The organism is Haloferula chungangensis, assembly GCF_042664875.1.
GTDB classification, from domain to species: Bacteria; Verrucomicrobiota; Verrucomicrobiia; order Verrucomicrobiales; family Akkermansiaceae; genus Haloferula; species Haloferula chungangensis.
In genome coordinates, this window is sequence record NZ_JBHTBS010000009.1 from 1 (window position 1) to 14,692 (window position 14,692).

General features: G+C 58.5%; 13 protein-coding genes. 8 read left to right on the forward strand and 5 right to left on the reverse strand.

The window, feature by feature from the left end; translation table 11 throughout:
* Positions 1–314, forward strand: a 314-nt coding sequence (locus ACFQY0_RS15860) for a tyrosine-type recombinase/integrase (protein WP_379714288.1), incomplete at its 5' end; no start/stop codon positions are given.
* 148 nt (positions 315–462) lie between these two features.
* Here the strand turns inward: ACFQY0_RS15860 and ACFQY0_RS15865 are convergent.
* A complete protein-coding gene (locus ACFQY0_RS15865) occupies positions 463–777 on the reverse strand; it encodes an ArsR/SmtB family transcription factor (RefSeq protein ID WP_379714291.1) in 315 nt (104 codons plus the stop codon).
* A gap of 855 nt (positions 778–1,632) precedes the next feature.
* Complete coding sequence (locus tag ACFQY0_RS15870; RefSeq protein ID WP_379714294.1) at positions 1,633–3,153, reverse strand: sulfatase family protein; 1,521 nt, start codon at positions 3,151–3,153, stop codon at positions 1,633–1,635.
* A gap of 154 nt (positions 3,154–3,307) precedes the next feature.
* Between ACFQY0_RS15870 and ACFQY0_RS15875 the strand changes: the two genes are divergently transcribed.
* The gene (locus tag ACFQY0_RS15875) at positions 3,308–4,627 is read left to right on the forward strand and encodes a sugar porter family MFS transporter (RefSeq protein ID WP_379714296.1); all 1,320 of its coding nucleotides are present in this window, start codon (positions 3,308–3,310) and stop codon (positions 4,625–4,627) included.
* A 35-nt stretch (positions 4,628–4,662) separates the two neighbouring features.
* Here the strand turns inward: ACFQY0_RS15875 and galK are convergent, their stop codons facing one another.
* Positions 4,663–5,838: a galactokinase gene (gene galK / locus ACFQY0_RS15880; RefSeq protein WP_379714299.1), complete on the reverse strand. Its 1,176-nt coding sequence runs from the start codon at positions 5,836–5,838 to the stop codon at positions 4,663–4,665.
* A 27-nt stretch (positions 5,839–5,865) separates the two neighbouring features.
* Positions 5,866–9,801 (reverse strand): glycoside hydrolase family 2 TIM barrel-domain containing protein, encoded by a 3,936-nt coding sequence (locus ACFQY0_RS15885; RefSeq protein ID WP_379714301.1) that lies wholly within the window; start codon positions 9,799–9,801, stop codon positions 5,866–5,868.
* A 135-nt stretch (positions 9,802–9,936) separates the two neighbouring features.
* Here ACFQY0_RS15885 and rlmN point away from each other — a divergent pair, with 135 nt between their 5' ends.
* The 3 genes from rlmN to ACFQY0_RS15900 are packed head-to-tail and all read left to right on the forward strand — an operon-like array spanning position 9,937 to position 11,903.
* On the forward strand, positions 9,937–11,004 hold the full coding sequence (gene rlmN, locus ACFQY0_RS15890; RefSeq protein ID WP_379714304.1) for a dual-specificity RNA methyltransferase RlmN: 1,068 nt from the start codon (positions 9,937–9,939) through the stop codon (positions 11,002–11,004).
* A 55-nt stretch (positions 11,005–11,059) separates the two neighbouring features.
* Positions 11,060–11,467: a type II secretion system protein GspG gene (locus tag ACFQY0_RS15895; protein ID WP_379714307.1), complete on the forward strand. Its 408-nt coding sequence runs from the start codon at positions 11,060–11,062 to the stop codon at positions 11,465–11,467.
* 31 nt (positions 11,468–11,498) lie between these two features.
* On the forward strand, positions 11,499–11,903 hold the full coding sequence (locus ACFQY0_RS15900) for an RNA-binding S4 domain-containing protein (protein WP_379714310.1): 405 nt from the start codon (positions 11,499–11,501) through the stop codon (positions 11,901–11,903).
* Between the two features lie 157 nt (positions 11,904–12,060).
* Here the strand turns inward: ACFQY0_RS15900 and ACFQY0_RS15905 are convergent, their stop codons facing one another.
* Positions 12,061–12,354 carry a hypothetical protein gene (locus tag ACFQY0_RS15905; RefSeq protein WP_379714313.1) on the reverse strand — a complete coding sequence of 98 codons (294 nt, stop codon included), beginning with the start codon at positions 12,352–12,354 and terminating at the stop codon, positions 12,061–12,063.
* Between the two features lie 52 nt (positions 12,355–12,406).
* Here ACFQY0_RS15905 and ACFQY0_RS15910 point away from each other — a divergent pair, with 52 nt between their 5' ends.
* The 3 genes from ACFQY0_RS15910 to ACFQY0_RS15920 all read left to right on the forward strand — a co-directional run bounded on the left by ACFQY0_RS15910 (position 12,407) and on the right by ACFQY0_RS15920 (position 14,680).
* A complete protein-coding gene (locus ACFQY0_RS15910) occupies positions 12,407–13,210 on the forward strand; it encodes a hypothetical protein (protein WP_379714316.1) in 804 nt (267 codons plus the stop codon).
* A gap of 98 nt (positions 13,211–13,308) precedes the next feature.
* Positions 13,309–13,704 carry a hypothetical protein gene (locus tag ACFQY0_RS15915; RefSeq protein ID WP_379714319.1) on the forward strand — a complete coding sequence of 132 codons (396 nt, stop codon included), beginning with the start codon at positions 13,309–13,311 and terminating at the stop codon, positions 13,702–13,704.
* 115 nt (positions 13,705–13,819) lie between these two features.
* Positions 13,820–14,680, forward strand: coding sequence for an MYG1 family protein (locus ACFQY0_RS15920; protein WP_379714322.1), 861 nt, complete (start codon positions 13,820–13,822; stop codon positions 14,678–14,680).
* Positions 14,681–14,692: the final 12 nt, after the last annotated feature.

The following is a 14,692-nucleotide window of genomic DNA, read 5'->3' on the forward strand; positions in this document are numbered from 1 at the left end:
CGGCGCGGCAGACATCGGTGGACCCGGAGTGCAATGTAAGGAGGCGGCATCATCTCCACGCGCAGGTCTATAGTGATGCGATTAAGCGGGCGGCGGCGGAGGTGGGAATCGAGAAGTGGGTAACGAGTCACGCGCTGAGGCATTCGTTTGCGACGCATCTCTTGGAGGCGGGGGTGGATTTGAGGAGGATCCAGGAGTTGTTGGGCCATCAGGACATTACCACCACAGAAATCTATCTGCATGTGGCGATGGGGGTGAGCGGTTTGGGCGTGACGAGTCCGCTGGATGGGTTCGAGGCCGCTGTGCGGCAGTGACGAGTGAGAAGTGAGAAGTGAGAAGTGAGAAGTGAGAAGTGAGAAGTGAGAAGTGAGAAGTGAGAAGTGAGATCTTGGTCCGATTCCTTCCTCGCGCCTTTTCCTCAAGCAACGGTGACTCGGCGATAAGTTCGAAGACATCTGAGAATCACTCTCGGTGATGGAGGCGGATGAGGAGACAGCCAAAGTCGATGGATTGGCGGTCATCGGAAAGCAGGCCAGAGGCGATCACGTAGCGGCCATGCTTGAAACTCACGACGCGCTGCCGATAGAGAACACTGAAGTGCTTGGAAATGGCGGAGGGGGTGGTGCGCAGCCTCCTAGCAAGCTCGACATTTGGCAGTGATTCTCCCTTTGCAAGCTCGCGCAGGATGGCGCAACGGACGGGACTGGAGATCGCGGGCAGGACTTGAGCGAGGGGAAGCCCCTTGGAGGGAGTTGGTGAAGATGCGGAAGCGCTCATTGGCTTATCTGGGAGGAGGGTTGGCGATTTAGGGATGGTTTTTCGTTCGGGGAAAGGAACCGGATCTCCTGTCTCAGGAGTGAGTTCTCTTGTAAGAGGAGTAATGACTCCCGTGCGGAGAATGAAAGCACTCGTAAGAGGAGGCAATCCTCCCGTATAGGGAGCCATTCCTCCAGTAAGAGGAACTTGGTCTCTCGTCTAGGGAGTAGGAACTCTTGAAATTCTTGTCAGGACACTTGGAAATCGTGGCGGGCACTGCCAAAAACTCGTTGCTTTGTGTAAAAGGCTGCGTCTCACGCGGTTCCCGCGTAAAAGGCTGTGCCTCACGCGGTTTCCCGCGGTTCGATCTGAATATTTTCGGACCAAGATGGATGGGATGGATGGGATGGATGGGATGGATGGGATGGATGGGATGGATGGGATGGATCGGATTCTCCGCCGCTAAGGCTGTGGAGGGACAGGCGGATCGGATTTTGGAGCCGTTGAGCTCGGCTTCAGGAGGGAATTGAGGTCGACCATGATGATCATTGCGATCGTTGGATTTCGTTGCCTTTATCCTATCGATCTCATTCATCCTGGTCCCATTCCTTCTCTTGCTTGATCGCTTGAGGGAAAGGCACGGGATTGGGGGGGCTTGGTTTTACATGCCGACTGAAGTCGTCGGTCCGTTTGGGCGGTCGCTTCTGGGGCTGCGCGGAAAGGCACGGGGTTGGCCAGCGACAGTCAGGTTGCTGCTCCGGAAGGGCTGCTCCTCATGGGGTTTCCGCGCGAAGGGCTTTGACTTCCTTGATCGTAGGGAGCTTGGGTCCATGCGATTCATTTGCGGGAGATGCGGGAGGCTGTCTGGGACGGGCTTTAGTCGAGCCTCGGTGCGGTGTGGTCGCTGGCGCGGATCTCTTTGAGTCTGGCTTGGAGTTGGGCGACCTTTTCGGGGTGTTTGGCGGCGAGGTTGTGGCGCTGGCCGAGGTCTTCCTTGAGGTTGTAGAGTCCGACAGGTTGATCTTCGGCGGGGGTGTTGTGCTTCTCCAGCCAGGCTTTAGGAGTCTTTTTCTGGGCACCGGACTTGGCGTCGATCAGGACCCAATCGCCTTGTCTGAGAGCATAGGCGTTTTTGTAGGTGTTGTGGACCATGGTGGTGCGAGGTCCGCTGGCTGTGTCTCCTTTAAGGTAGGGGAGGAAGTCGAAGGAGTCGGCGGCGGAATTACTAGGGAGATCGTAGTTCAACTCGGAGGCGAGGGTGGCCATGATGTCGGTTTGGGAGATGAGGGCACTGGAGGCGCTGCCGGGTTTGATGAGGCCGGGCCACTTGATGATGAAGGGGACGTGGTGGCCGCCTTCGAAGATATCGCGCTTGGAGCCACGGAGGGGGGCGGATGACCAGTGGTCGTATTTTTCATCGCGCGCGTAGGCGTACTGTTCGGGGCCGTTGTCGGCGGTGAAGATGACGATGGTGTTGTCGGCCTTTCCGGCTTTCTCCAGGGCTTCGAGGATGCGGCCGCAGATGTGGTCGGTCTGATAGACGAAGTCGCCGTAGGGGCCGGCCTGGGATTTGCCGTCGAATTCGTCGGTGGGGATGATCGGGGCGTGAGGCGAGGGGAAGGGGAAGTAGAGGAAGAAGGGTTGCGCGGAGTCCTTGCGGGCTTCGATCCAGGCGACGCCCTTGTCGGCGAGGGTGGGGAGGGCTTGATAGAAGTCCCAATCGGAGCGGGCGGGGCCGGGGCGGACCTCCCAGTTTCCTTCCTTGGTGGTGGCGGTGATTTCTCCGGGGAGCAGGGTGGTGTCGGGGACTTGGGTGACTCTATTGTCCTCGATCCAGCAGTAGGGGGGGAAGTTGATGACGGAGTCGCCGAAGTAGTGGTCGAATCCTCGGTCGAGGGGGCCGCCGGGGATGGGCTTGGACCAGTCGAAATCCTCGTGGCCCCAGACCGGGGTCTTTTTTCCCCATTGCTGGGTGCTGCTGGTTTGGGCGTCGGGGCGTTTGATGGCATCCCAGTCCCAGCCGAGGTGCCACTTGCCGATGCAGGCGGTGGTGTAGCCATTTTTCTGCAGCATGGCGGGGAGGGTGAGTTGGCCAGGTTTGAAGACAGGGCCTCCCATGGCGTTGACGATGCCGTGGAAGTCGCGCCAGTGATGTCTGCCGGTGAGGAGGGCGTAGCGGGAGGGGGTGCAGATGCCGGACGATGAGTGACCGTCGGTGAAGCGCATGCCTTCGGCGGCGAGGCGGTCGAGATTGGGGGTGGGGATCTTCGATGAGGGGTTATTCGCGCGGAGGTCTCCGTAGCCCATATCGTCGGCATAGAGGATGACGATGTTAGGCTGGGCGGCGTGGAGCAGGGGGGCGGCGAGCAGGGCTGGCAAGACGAGGAGGGCGAGCATGGTCGGACGATACTGGCGCTCCGAGTCGGAGTTTACAGGGTGATTGCATCGATGACACCTTACTCTCGTGTTTTGGAATGAAGAGGGCATTTTTTTCGAAACCTGTGAGTTCTCTATTTCTAGTGGGGCTCTTGACTGATAGATAAATCCACCGATGAATAAGTTGTTTTTTTGGTCTCTGACGTCTGCGCTGGCGGGCTTTCTTTTTGGTTTCGATACGGTGGTGATTTCCGGGGCGGAGCAGAAGATCCAGAAGCTGTGGGGATTGAGCGAGTATGCGCATGGTTTGGCGATCTCGGCGGCCTTGTGGGGAACGGTTCTCGGGTCGTTGATCGGGGGGATTCCTACGGACGCCTTCGGACGGAAGAAGACGCTGATTTCGGTTGGAGCGCTTTACCTGATTTCGGCCCTTTGGTCGGCGTTGGCGAATGATCCCTACTCGTTTTTTATCGCGCGCTTCATCGGTGGGGTGGGGGTCGGGATTTCGACGGTGGCAGCACCGCTGTATATCTCGGAGATTTCGCCTCCGGGGAGGCGCGGTCAGCTGACGGGTCTGTTCCAGTTCAACATTGTTTTCGGGATTCTCGTGGCGTTTTTGTCGAACACCCTGATTGGAGGTCTGGGTGAGAATGCGTGGCGCTGGATGCTGGGCGTGGAAGCGATTCCGGCGCTGATTTACGCGGCGCTGTGCTTTACGATTCCGGAAAGCCCCCGCTGGCTGATTGGCAAGAAGGGTGATCGGGCGGCGGGAACGGCGGTGCTTGGGATGGTGAATCCGGAGAGCAGCCGTGCGGATCTGGAGAAAACGGCGGATGAGATTGAGGCGGCGGTGGCGAAGGAGTCGAAGGTTCAGGGCTTCTGGAGTGCCCAGCTCAAGACGCCGATCTCGCTGGCCTTTCTGATTGCGTTCTTCAATCAGCTTTCGGGAATCAATGCGGTGCTGTATTTTGCTCCGCGGATTTTTCAGATGACTGGGCTTGGTGAGCAGGCGGCTCTGCTGCAGTCGGTGGGGATTGGGGTCACCAACCTGGTGTTCACCTTTGTCGGTCTGTGGTTGATTGACCGTCTGGGGCGCCGGACGCTTCTTTATATCGGCTCGGCCGGATATATTCTCTCGCTCGGGCTATGCTCGTGGGCCTTTCAGACGGAGAATTTCACGATCGTTCCCTACTGCATTTTTGCCTTCATCGCGGCGCATGCGGTGGGGCAGGGGGCGGTGATCTGGGTGTTCATTTCCGAGATCTTCCCGAACCGATTCCGGGCGACGGGTCAGGCCTTTGGCTGCGGGACGCACTGGGTTTTCGCGGCGCTGCTGACCCTGTTCTTTCCGAAGATGGTGGAGGCTTTTTCTGGCGCTACCGTGTTCGGGTTCTTCGCGGGAATGATGGTGCTCCAGCTGATCTGGGTGAAGCTGATGGTGCCGGAGACCAAAGGGGTGCCGCTCGAGGAGCTGGAAGCGCGGCTGATGAAGTGAGGAGGCGATGGCGACTGAAGTCGCCGCTCCTTGTGCTAAATCAGATGCGCGCCGCGGGATGGGCGTGAGGCGAAGATGTCGGGCTGGATGCCGGTGGCGGCTTCGTATTCGGCAGCGAGGGTGGCAGCGATGGCTTCAGCCTTGCCGGACTCGCAGAGAGTGACGGTGGAACCACCGAATCCTCCGCCGGTCATGCGGGCGCCGATGACGCCGCCGGCGCGGCCGATCTTGTGGGCGATTTCGACCATCAGATCGAGTTCCTTGCAGGACACCTCGAAGTCGTGACGAAGTGATGCGTGGCTGGCAGCCATCAGTGGGCCGAGGGCTTCGAAATCGTTCGCGGCGAGGGCTTTCGAGGCGGAAATGGTGCGCTCGATCTCGCCGACGACGTGGCGCGCCCGGCGGTTCACCGGATCACCGAGTTTGTCCCAGGCGGCTTCGACATCGGCTGCGGTGACATCGCGCCACGACTTCTTTCCGATGATGGCGAGGCCGTCTTCGGTGTTTTTTCGGCGGGCGGCGTAGCCACCGTCGGAGAGTTCGTGGCTCACCTTGGTATTGGAAACGAGGATGGTGAGATCCGGGTTTTCAAAGGGGACGAGCTCGGGCTCGCCGGTCTGGCAATCGATGAGAACGAGGCGGTTTGCCTGTCCGAAGGCGGAGGCGAACTGGTCCATGATGCCGCAGGGGACCATGGCAAAATCGTGTTCGGCTTTCTGGCAGAGCAGTCCCTTTTCTCGGGTTTCGAGAACGGTGTCGAGGAGGCCTTCGAGAACCGTGGCCATGGCGCACTCGAGTGCGGCGGAAGAGGAAAGGCCGGCACCGAGAGGGACGGATGAGACGATGAAGGCATCGAATCCCGGGATGTGGTGGCCGCGGTCCTGGAAGCCACGGATGACGCCTCGGATGTAGTTGGCCCACTTCGGTTGTCCGGGCTCCTTGCGTTTGTTGAGATCGAGGGTGACGGCTTCGTCGAAGGTGGTGCCGATGCGGCCCTCGCGCGAGTCATTGCTCGTGGCGGCGATCACCACGTAGCGATCGATGGCGAAAGGCAGGACGAAGCCATCGCAGTAGTCGATGTGTTCGCCGATGAGGTTGACGCGACCGGGGGCGGCGGCGGTGACGCTTGCTTCGGCCTGGAAGTTCTCCCTGAGGAGGGTGGCGGCGTCGTTGGCGAGATCGGCGAGAGGTGGATTGAGTTGCAGAGACATGGGTTTCTGGGGCTAGGGGATCAGAAATCAATTTGCTGGGGAAGAAGAAGGCGGGGCATCCGGTGTCTTTGGCTGCGGGAGGGTGCCGGGACGGCGGGGAATCTGCCGCGGGATGGGGCTGATCGGCCGGCTGGCAGGTTTGGCGGTGACTTCGCTGCTCAGCAGGAAGGACCACTGATATCGGCCCTTTGGTTTGATCTGATACTTTTCGAGTGGCTTCTGGCCCCACGAGTTGGTGCCGCCGACACCCATGTTCTTGTGATCGATTCGAAGGGTGATTTCCTCGTGGTTGAGGAGGTCGATGCCGTGTCGGGCGAGTTCGATATCGAGGGGGTCATAGGGGATGGCTGCGATGTCGAGAAGGGAGTCTCCGGTGGCATCGACGCGCCATCCGGCACCGCCCATGGGTGAGGTGAAAGTTGCCCAGCGGACCTCGGTGCGGATGCCTGCTTCCTGAGGGTCGAGGTAGCGATTGAAGAGGGTGGAGACGGGGCCGGAGTGGACGGCGGTCCATGCGCCACTACGACGGTCCTCGTAGTTCTCCTGGGGACCTTTTCCAAACCAGGTCCACTTGAGGTTTTTCTGACTGATGCCGCAGCGCATGCCGATGCGGGGGATGATCGGGAGCTGCCCCTTCGGTTCGAATGTGGCATCGACGGCAATTTGTCCGGAGGGAAAAATGGTCCATTTGACGGTGGCGGTGCTGGAGCCGGCGGGGATGCGGAGCTCCGAGGTGACCACGACACTTGACCCCTGCTGGCTGACCTGCACCGAGGTGGCGTGGGCATGGGCTCCGGCATTTCGCCAGACCTTGAGATTCCGCTGGAAGCCGGCCCCTTCGTCATTGTTGGTCATGGGTCTCCAGAAATCGAATCGCATCGGCGAAAGCATGAGTGACTCGTCTCCCAGGTTCCAGCGACTCAACATTCCGGTTTGCTTGTCGATCGTGGCGCTGAAGGTTTTGTTTTCGAGCATCACCTCGGTGTCGGTCTCGTTGACAACGACCGCCTCCCCATCGCTCCTGGGGGTGGGAGGAGTGCGCTTGCCCCAGGGAAGTTCCAGTTCGTTCCAGGCCATCGGGTAGCCGGCGGGGTGCCACTCGGTCTTGTCCTTGAGGTCGAAACGGACGCGGATGAGGTATTCGGAAGTTGAGTCCGGGGTGACTCCGGTGGCGATGGTGACCTGGTGTTTCTGCTGGGGAGCGATGGCGGGGAAGTCGATCACGCCTTGGGCGATCTCCTGGTCATCCTTGAGCAATTTCCATGATCCCTTGAAATCGTTGAGAACCTTGAAGAAGCGTTCGTTGAAAATGCTGAGCTTGATGTCAGGCGTGCTGAGATCGACCGGGGAGACATGGATGTCCTGATGGACTTTCTTCACTTCATCGAACTGCGGTCCGGGAGCGTTGTTCGGGAGTACGATGCCGTTCAGGCAGAATGAACGCTGATTCGGGCGGTCATTGAAGTCGCCGCCGTAGGCAAAGTAGGGACGTCTTTTGGGCTTCGCGGCATCCTTGGTGAAATCGAGTTCGAGCACGGGGGCGGGGTGGGCATCTGATTCGGCTGCGGTGTTGAATGCCTCGGCATAAATGGCGACCTGTTGGATCGATCCGTCGAAACGGCGGGTGGGTTCTTCGGTGTTGAGGCCGACAGCGACAGCGTGGCTGTTACGATTGATTTTTCCGCTGGCAGCTTTGGAAGCGACTTTCTCGCCATTGATGTAGATGGCGATTTCCTTGCCGTCATAGCTGCCGGCGAGGTGGTGAAATTCCGACCGCCAGTTCTCGGGGAGGGGTGCGCTGACGGTCTGCCACTTGTCGGTGTAGATGAAGAACTCCAGGCCGGTGCCGGAAGCGTTGATCTTCAGCGAATAGGAGGTGTCGCCCTTGGTGAGGATCGGGTAGCCGTCCGAGGCGTTGCGGTTGTTGTCGCCTCCTCCATTCGCCTTGTTGCCGCCAAAATTCCCGCGCACGACGGCGCTCAATGTTAGAGAGCTCTCGAGTTCGAGTTTGTCGCTGTTTTCCACAATGAGTCCACCGCCGAAAAGTCCTTCGCTGGGGGAAAGGGAGCCCATCAGGCTGGTGGTGAGTTTGTTAGAAGAGCGGTCCTCCACGCAATCGGATGGGTGGCTGAGGGTGAGGATTCCCTGGTCTTTCCAGTCCCAGATGAAGCCGCCCTGAAGGAGTCTTTCGGAGCGGAAGAGCTCCCAGTAATCGGCGAGGTTGCCGGACGAGTTGCCCATGGCATGGCTGTATTCGCACTGGATCATCGGACGTTGCTGATCCGCAGGTTTCTTCTCCTCCTTCTGGGCATATTGGCGGGAATGATGAATGGGCGCGTACATCGGCACGAAGAGGTCGACGTGGGGGCGCTGTTGCGCTTGTTCGTAGTGCACCGGTCGTGATGGGTCGCGTTCGCGGAGGTATTTCGACATCTCCTGGAAGTTGATGCCGTCACCCGCTTCGTTGCCCATCGACCACATGATGATGCATGGGTGGTTCTTGTCTCGTTCGAGGCAGTTTTTCATGCGGTCCATGTGGGCGGGTCCCCAAGCGGGATCTTTGGCCATGGAGTTGGCATTTGGTCCCCAGCCCATGCCGTGGGACTCGATGTTGGCTTCATCGACGACGTAGAAGCCAAGTTCGTCGCACAGTTCGAGGAGGCGGGGATCGTTCGGGTAATGCGAGCAACGGACGGCGTTGATGTTACCGCGCTTCATTTGAAGGAGGTCGGCGCGCATGTCCTGCTCGGTGACGTAGTGACCGGTGGTCGGGTGGTGGTCGTGACGATTGACCCCTTTGATGAGGATTGGCTTTCCGTTGTGCAGGAAGTTGCCGTTTTTGATTTCGTTTCGGCGGAAGCCGGTCTTGCCGGAGTGGACGGCGAGGGTTTTGCCGCTGCGATCGCTGAGGGTGAGGATATAAGTATAGAGTGTCGGGATTTCCGCGGACCATGCGTCGACTCCGGGGAGATCGGGAAGGGAGAGCTTGAGTGTGGGGCCGGAAATGTCGCTGGAGGTTTCGCTGACCTTCTTGCCTGCTGGATCGAGCAGCTCGAAGCTGAGTTTTCCCTTGGCGTCTTCGCCGGAAAGGTCGCGGAGATGGGCTTCGACTTCGAGGGTGCCGGTCGTGTAGTCATCGGCGAGTCCGGCCTTGACCCAGAAGTCGCGGAGCTGGAGCGGGGCGGAGGACCAGAGATAGACATCGCGGAAGATGCCGCTGAGGCGCCACATGTCCTGGTCTTCGAGGTAGGAGCCATCGGAGTGCTGATAGACTTCGACTGCCAGCAGGTTCTCGCCGTCCTTGAGGTACTTGGTGAGCTCGAACTCGGCCTGGGTGCGTGAGTCCTGGGAGTAGCCGACTTTTTGGCCGTTGAGCCAGATGTAGAAGGCGGAGTCGACACCGCCGAAGTTGATGAAGGTGTGGCGATCCTTCCAGTCGGCGGGAATGGTGAAGTGGCGACGGTAGCTGCCGACGGGGTTGCGATCGGCTTCGGGAAAGTTGGTGAAGTGGCCGGGAGGCGTGTCCATCACCGAGGGTGGATTCTTTTCGAAGGGGTATTCGGAATTGGTATAGATGGGGAGGCCGTAGCCGTGGATCTGCCAGTTCGAGGGGACGGGGATGCTTTTCCAGCCGGAGGCATCGAAGTCGGGTTTGTAGAAATCGACCGGGCGGCTGGATGGGTTTCCGCTGTAGTGGAATTTCCATGGGCCATCATCGTCATCCAACAGGACGGGCACCGCGCTCATGCCTTGGGTCTCGGGGCGATGATTGAGGGATTGGAACCAGGGGGATTCGCTGCGGGATTTGGCAAGCGCTGTGTCCCGATCGGGAAAGGGAAGACTGGTGGCTCGGGGAGCCTCCTTATTGATACGGAAAACGGCGGGGTTCTGCCAATCCAGGGATTCGGCGGAAGTCAGGCCCGTGAGAAGGATGGCGAGGGCTGGAAAAGTTGGGTGGGTCATGGGTTGTTCGGAACGTCAGCAAACTGAAGGAATGCGTAGGCGAGGCAAAGGGAAAAGCGGCTTGAAACGGGCAGATTGACAGCGGCTTGCTCGCTGCGGAAGGGAGAGTTGCGGGCAAATCGAACTTGATCGTTCTTGCGGATCGGAAAAGCTGCGCGGGTGGACGGCGCACTGGACGGCAGAAGATTCGAGGAGCTGGGCGAAATGCTTGCAGCGGACGGGGTGAATCATAGCCACACGCTGCCGCTCTTCCGCTGGCTCCAGCGGGATATCGAAAAGGACATGCGCCCGCCGCTGATGCGCTGGATCGAGGCCTGGAAGGGAGATCTGAGGACGGCGGTGGAGCGGGTCGCCGAGACGCCGAGCGGTGATGGATGGACCAACAAGTTCCTGCTGAGGCTGCCGGACGGAGCCGAGGTGGAATCGGTGCTGATGGGATTTCCAGGACGCTTCACGGCCTGCCTGAGCACCCAGGTGGGGTGCGCGATGGGATGCGTGTTCTGCGCGACCGGGCAGATGGGTTTTTCCAGACACCTGACGGCGGGCGAGATCGTGGCTCAGGCGAAGCATGTGGCGGCTGAGGTGGAGGTGAAGCATGGTGAGAAGATCCGCAATCTGGTGATGATGGGGATGGGTGAACCGTTGCACAATTTCGACGAAACGATGCGCGCGCTGGACATTCTAACCGACACTCGCGGGATGGGGATCGGTGCGACGAAGGTCACGGTTAGCACCGTTGGTCACATTCCCGGCATCCTCAAGCTGGCGCGTCATCCGCAGAAATATTCGCTGGCTGTTAGTTTGCATGGGGCGACGGATGAGGAACGCGGAAAGCTCATTCCCGTGAACCGGCGCTGGCCGCTGGCGGATTTGATGGCGGCGTGTCGCGAGTACACCGAGATCAAGGGGCTTGAGGTCTTCATTGCGTGGACGCTGATCGGGGGCGTGAATGATAGTCTGGAGCAGGCCGAAAAGCTGGCGAAGCTGCTGAAGGGGATGACGGTCCACGTGAACCTGATTCCTCTGAATCCCACCGATGGCTACGGCGGCGCGGCTCCGGAATGGGACAAGGTGGAGGCATTTCAGAAAGTGCTGCTCGACTCGGGCCTGCCGGTGACGGTCAGGCAAAGACGCGGGATCGATGTGGGTGCGGGTTGCGGGCAGCTGAGCACGACGAGGAAGCGGCGGGCTTCGGAGGTCTAGCAGCCACTTCGAATGGCTTCAGACAATCCGTGAATGCGGCGGCATTCAGCAGGGGATGAAGAAGTCAACATTTGCAGGGCTTGGTGCGTTCTCATGTGGGGCTGCAATGGTGAGCGTGATCTACTATAGCGGAGTGATGTCGCCGGTCAGTGGCACCGTGCATCGCCGGATCCCAAGCGACTGGATTTCCATTGGTGCCGCGCTTCGGATGTTTGAAATCAACATGGGGCGATTCCCGGAAACGGCGGAGGGGCTTTCGGTATTGGTGAACAGGCCCGCAGGCATGGCGGCCAGTGATCGCTGGGTAAGGCTGATGGATCGGATTCCGCTTGATCCGTGGCAGAAAGAATATCGCTACATCAATCGAAGCAAAACGAGTGTCGAGAAACCCTTTGAACTCCGGTCGTCGGGACCTGATGGGGTGTTTGATACGGAGGACGATATCAGCTCACTGGAGGATTGAACCCCGGATGTGATGACTTGAACTCAGGTCGATGATGCGCGATCAATGGGGCGTGGAATCGGTGCGACTCGACAAGTGGCTTTGGGCGGTGCGTTTGTTTAAAACGCGCTCGCTCGCCGCTCAGGCCTGCGAGAGTGGTCGGGTGAAATCGAGTGGCCGAATCCTCAAGGCCGCCAGTCCGATTCGTGGGGGAGAGTTGATTGAACTTCCCTTTCAGGAAGGACCAGGAACCCGGGTGGTGCGGGTCTTGGGACTGATCGAGCGCAGGGTTGGCGCTGCTGATGCACGCATGAATTGCGAAGATCTGACGTCCGAGGACGTGATGGAGCTTCGGCGTTTGTGGTCCGTGGATCGAACGAGTCGGAAGGAAGGATCACAGGGGCGGCCCACCAAGAAAGACCGTCGCGATATCGATCGGCATCGATTTTTCGAATAAGTGGCCGGATTGGAATCGATGGAAAGCGGGCCCCACCTCGCGATCGGACGATCCTCAGAGTTCAGATTTCCGAGAACGATAAAATAGTGGGGTGGAAAGATGGGATGGTGATGGATCTCAAGCGAGTTCTCCGATGATTTTTAAATAATTGGATCGATCAGATGAGACTCTCAACAATGCCTAACCATTCGTCATCCAGCGAGGCGTCGGCGGCGGGCGCAGGTTTTCCTGCGCGGGAATACCAGTAACATGCGTTCCCATAATCGCCTTCCTGACGGTGGAGCCAGGCGTGGATCCAGGAGCCGGCGCTGCCGGGGATCTTCTGGCAAAGGTCGTGGGCCTTGTCCCATTGTCCGTTTCTAGCAAGCCACATGGCATGGAGTTCCGGAGCGATATCATCGGGCGCTTGGCGGTCGTTGTCAGCTGAGTGAGCTAGTTTTTCGGCATTCATGTAAGGAAACCACTGGCAAAGATTGAAGTCCGAGTCTTGACTACAGCACGTCATGAAAAAGTCAATTGCTCTACTTCTGCTGACATCCGCCTCCGTTTTTGCCGGAGAACTTCCTGAACTCTTCGAGAAGCCGTGGACTGCATGGTATTCCGGTTATGAAGGGAAGAAGTTCCATTTCGGGGTGAATCCCGACGGCGAGGCTTCGTTGATTCCGATTGATAACAAGAGCAAGGAGCGGGTTTCCCAGCATGGCTGGATTTCGATCAAGCCGGTGATCCTGGAAACGAGCTCGAGTGGTCGGGATATTGTCAAAAAGCCGCTGGAAGACGGCTGGGAGGCCATTACTCCCGAGTCGAATGAAGCAGAAAAAGTCTCATTCCGTGGCACGGTGACCGGTGGTGCAAAGTATGAAGTGCACATCGAGATCGATGGCGATGAAGTCTACTGCAGTGGCCAGCTACTTGATAAGGGCGAGTTGACCGAGAATCCGATCCGCTTTGCCGTTCGCGTCACGGTGCCGAACTCCTATCGCCACACCAAGGATGAGGAGGAACTTATGGAGCGGGTCGAGGATGACCGTTTCGAATTTGTGATGGTGGACAAGACGAAGGCCAAATTCAAAGGGGAAGTCCCCGAAGACGTCGTGGCGAAGCAATGTCAGGCGATTCGCTGGGCGGAAGCGGACATCAGTTACTACAAAGGTGACAAGTTTGAGTTTGATGCCGGAGATATCGGATCTTTTGAGATTGAGAATCCCAAGACGAATCCGATTGCCCAGGGTTTTACACTGGTTTGGACCCCGGACCCTGCAAAGAACGCGGGCGGCAAGGGCAAGTTGATGATCCAGTATAAGTGAATTCTCCCGGAGCAATGTTTGATGCTTCAGGGAAAATATCTTCGATATGTAAAAAAAACATTGCTTGAGTTCATCTCTTACCCGTAACAGCTTTGGCCATGGCTAATAAGAAAAGCACCAAGGGCAAGCGCTACACCGACGAGGAGAAGCAGGAGATCATTGATTTCGTCAATGAGTACAATGCGGCTAACGGACGTGGCGGCGCTGCTAATGCATCAAAGAAATTCGGAGTAAGCCAACTGACGGTTGGTGCGTGGCTGAAAGGCGGCGCCAAGAAAGTCGGCAAGGCTTCTTCGAAGGTCTCCAAGAAAGCCGGTAAGGTTGCCCGTCGTGGACGCCCTCCAGGTAGCAAGGCCAAGGCCTCGGCTACTGGATCAGGTGGACGTTCCGAAGTGCTCGCCGCCATGGCCCAGGCTGACAAGGAAATCGCAGCTGCCCGCAAGGAGCTCGCGGCCCTCGAAGCCAAGTTTGAGCAGCTCAAGGGAAGCCTCTAACTGATATTTCAATGGCCGCCGCGGGACCTCTGGTCCTGCGGCGGCTTTTTTTGTGTCCGGATGTCATGTGCGCGGGGTTGCATGCGGCGATAGCTTGGCTAGGGTCCGCCCCCTCATGAAGATCACCCGTATCCTGACTCACCCCGGCGGCGCCCATAAGGACGAATTTCTTGCCTGCTGCGTGCTCGCATCCGTCCATGGATGCGAAATCGTAAGAAAAGAGCCGGAGCAGGCGGAGCTTGATGATATCTCGACGGCGGTGATCGATGTCGGCGGAGAACACGATCCAACACGATCGAATTTCGATCACCATCAGTTCCCGAAGGATCATGAACCGATTTGTGCACTGAGTCTGGTGCTGATGGATCTCGGGGTCTACGAAGATGCACGTAGTTTCTGTGAGTGGTTGGAAACTGCGGAGCGTTTTGATGTCACAGGACCGATCTCGACGGCGAAGTGGCTGGGCGTGGAGCGCGAGGTTCTTTCCCGGCTGATTTCCCCCATTGATATCACGCTGCTGCGGCGCTTCGCCAAGTCATCAAAACTTCAGGCTGGCGATCCCCTTTATGAAGTCATGCGCTGGATCGGAGAGGACCTTCTGGACTTTGTTCGGTCTCTGCGTGAGCGTCTTGAGTTTGTCGCTGGCAATGCATCGATCTGGGAAGTGGGCGGATTGAAGATCTTGTTCATGCCTCGCACGGACCCGATGCCGGAGGAGGCATCCGCCGGACTTGGTCGCTACATTGAGTCGATCGGGTTGAAGGACGAGGTGGCCGGCATGGTTTATCCTGATCGGCGTGGATCAGGTTATGGCATGTCTCGATTCAATGATGATCCCCGTTTCGATTTCACCCGGATCGAGACTCAGGATGATGTGCATTTTGCGCATGCGCGCGGATTCGTGGCGAAGACTTCAGCCAGCGAGGAGACGAGATTGAGAGAGTTGCTACTGCTGGCAAAGGTGTCTCAAGGCTGAGACAGGAGGCCG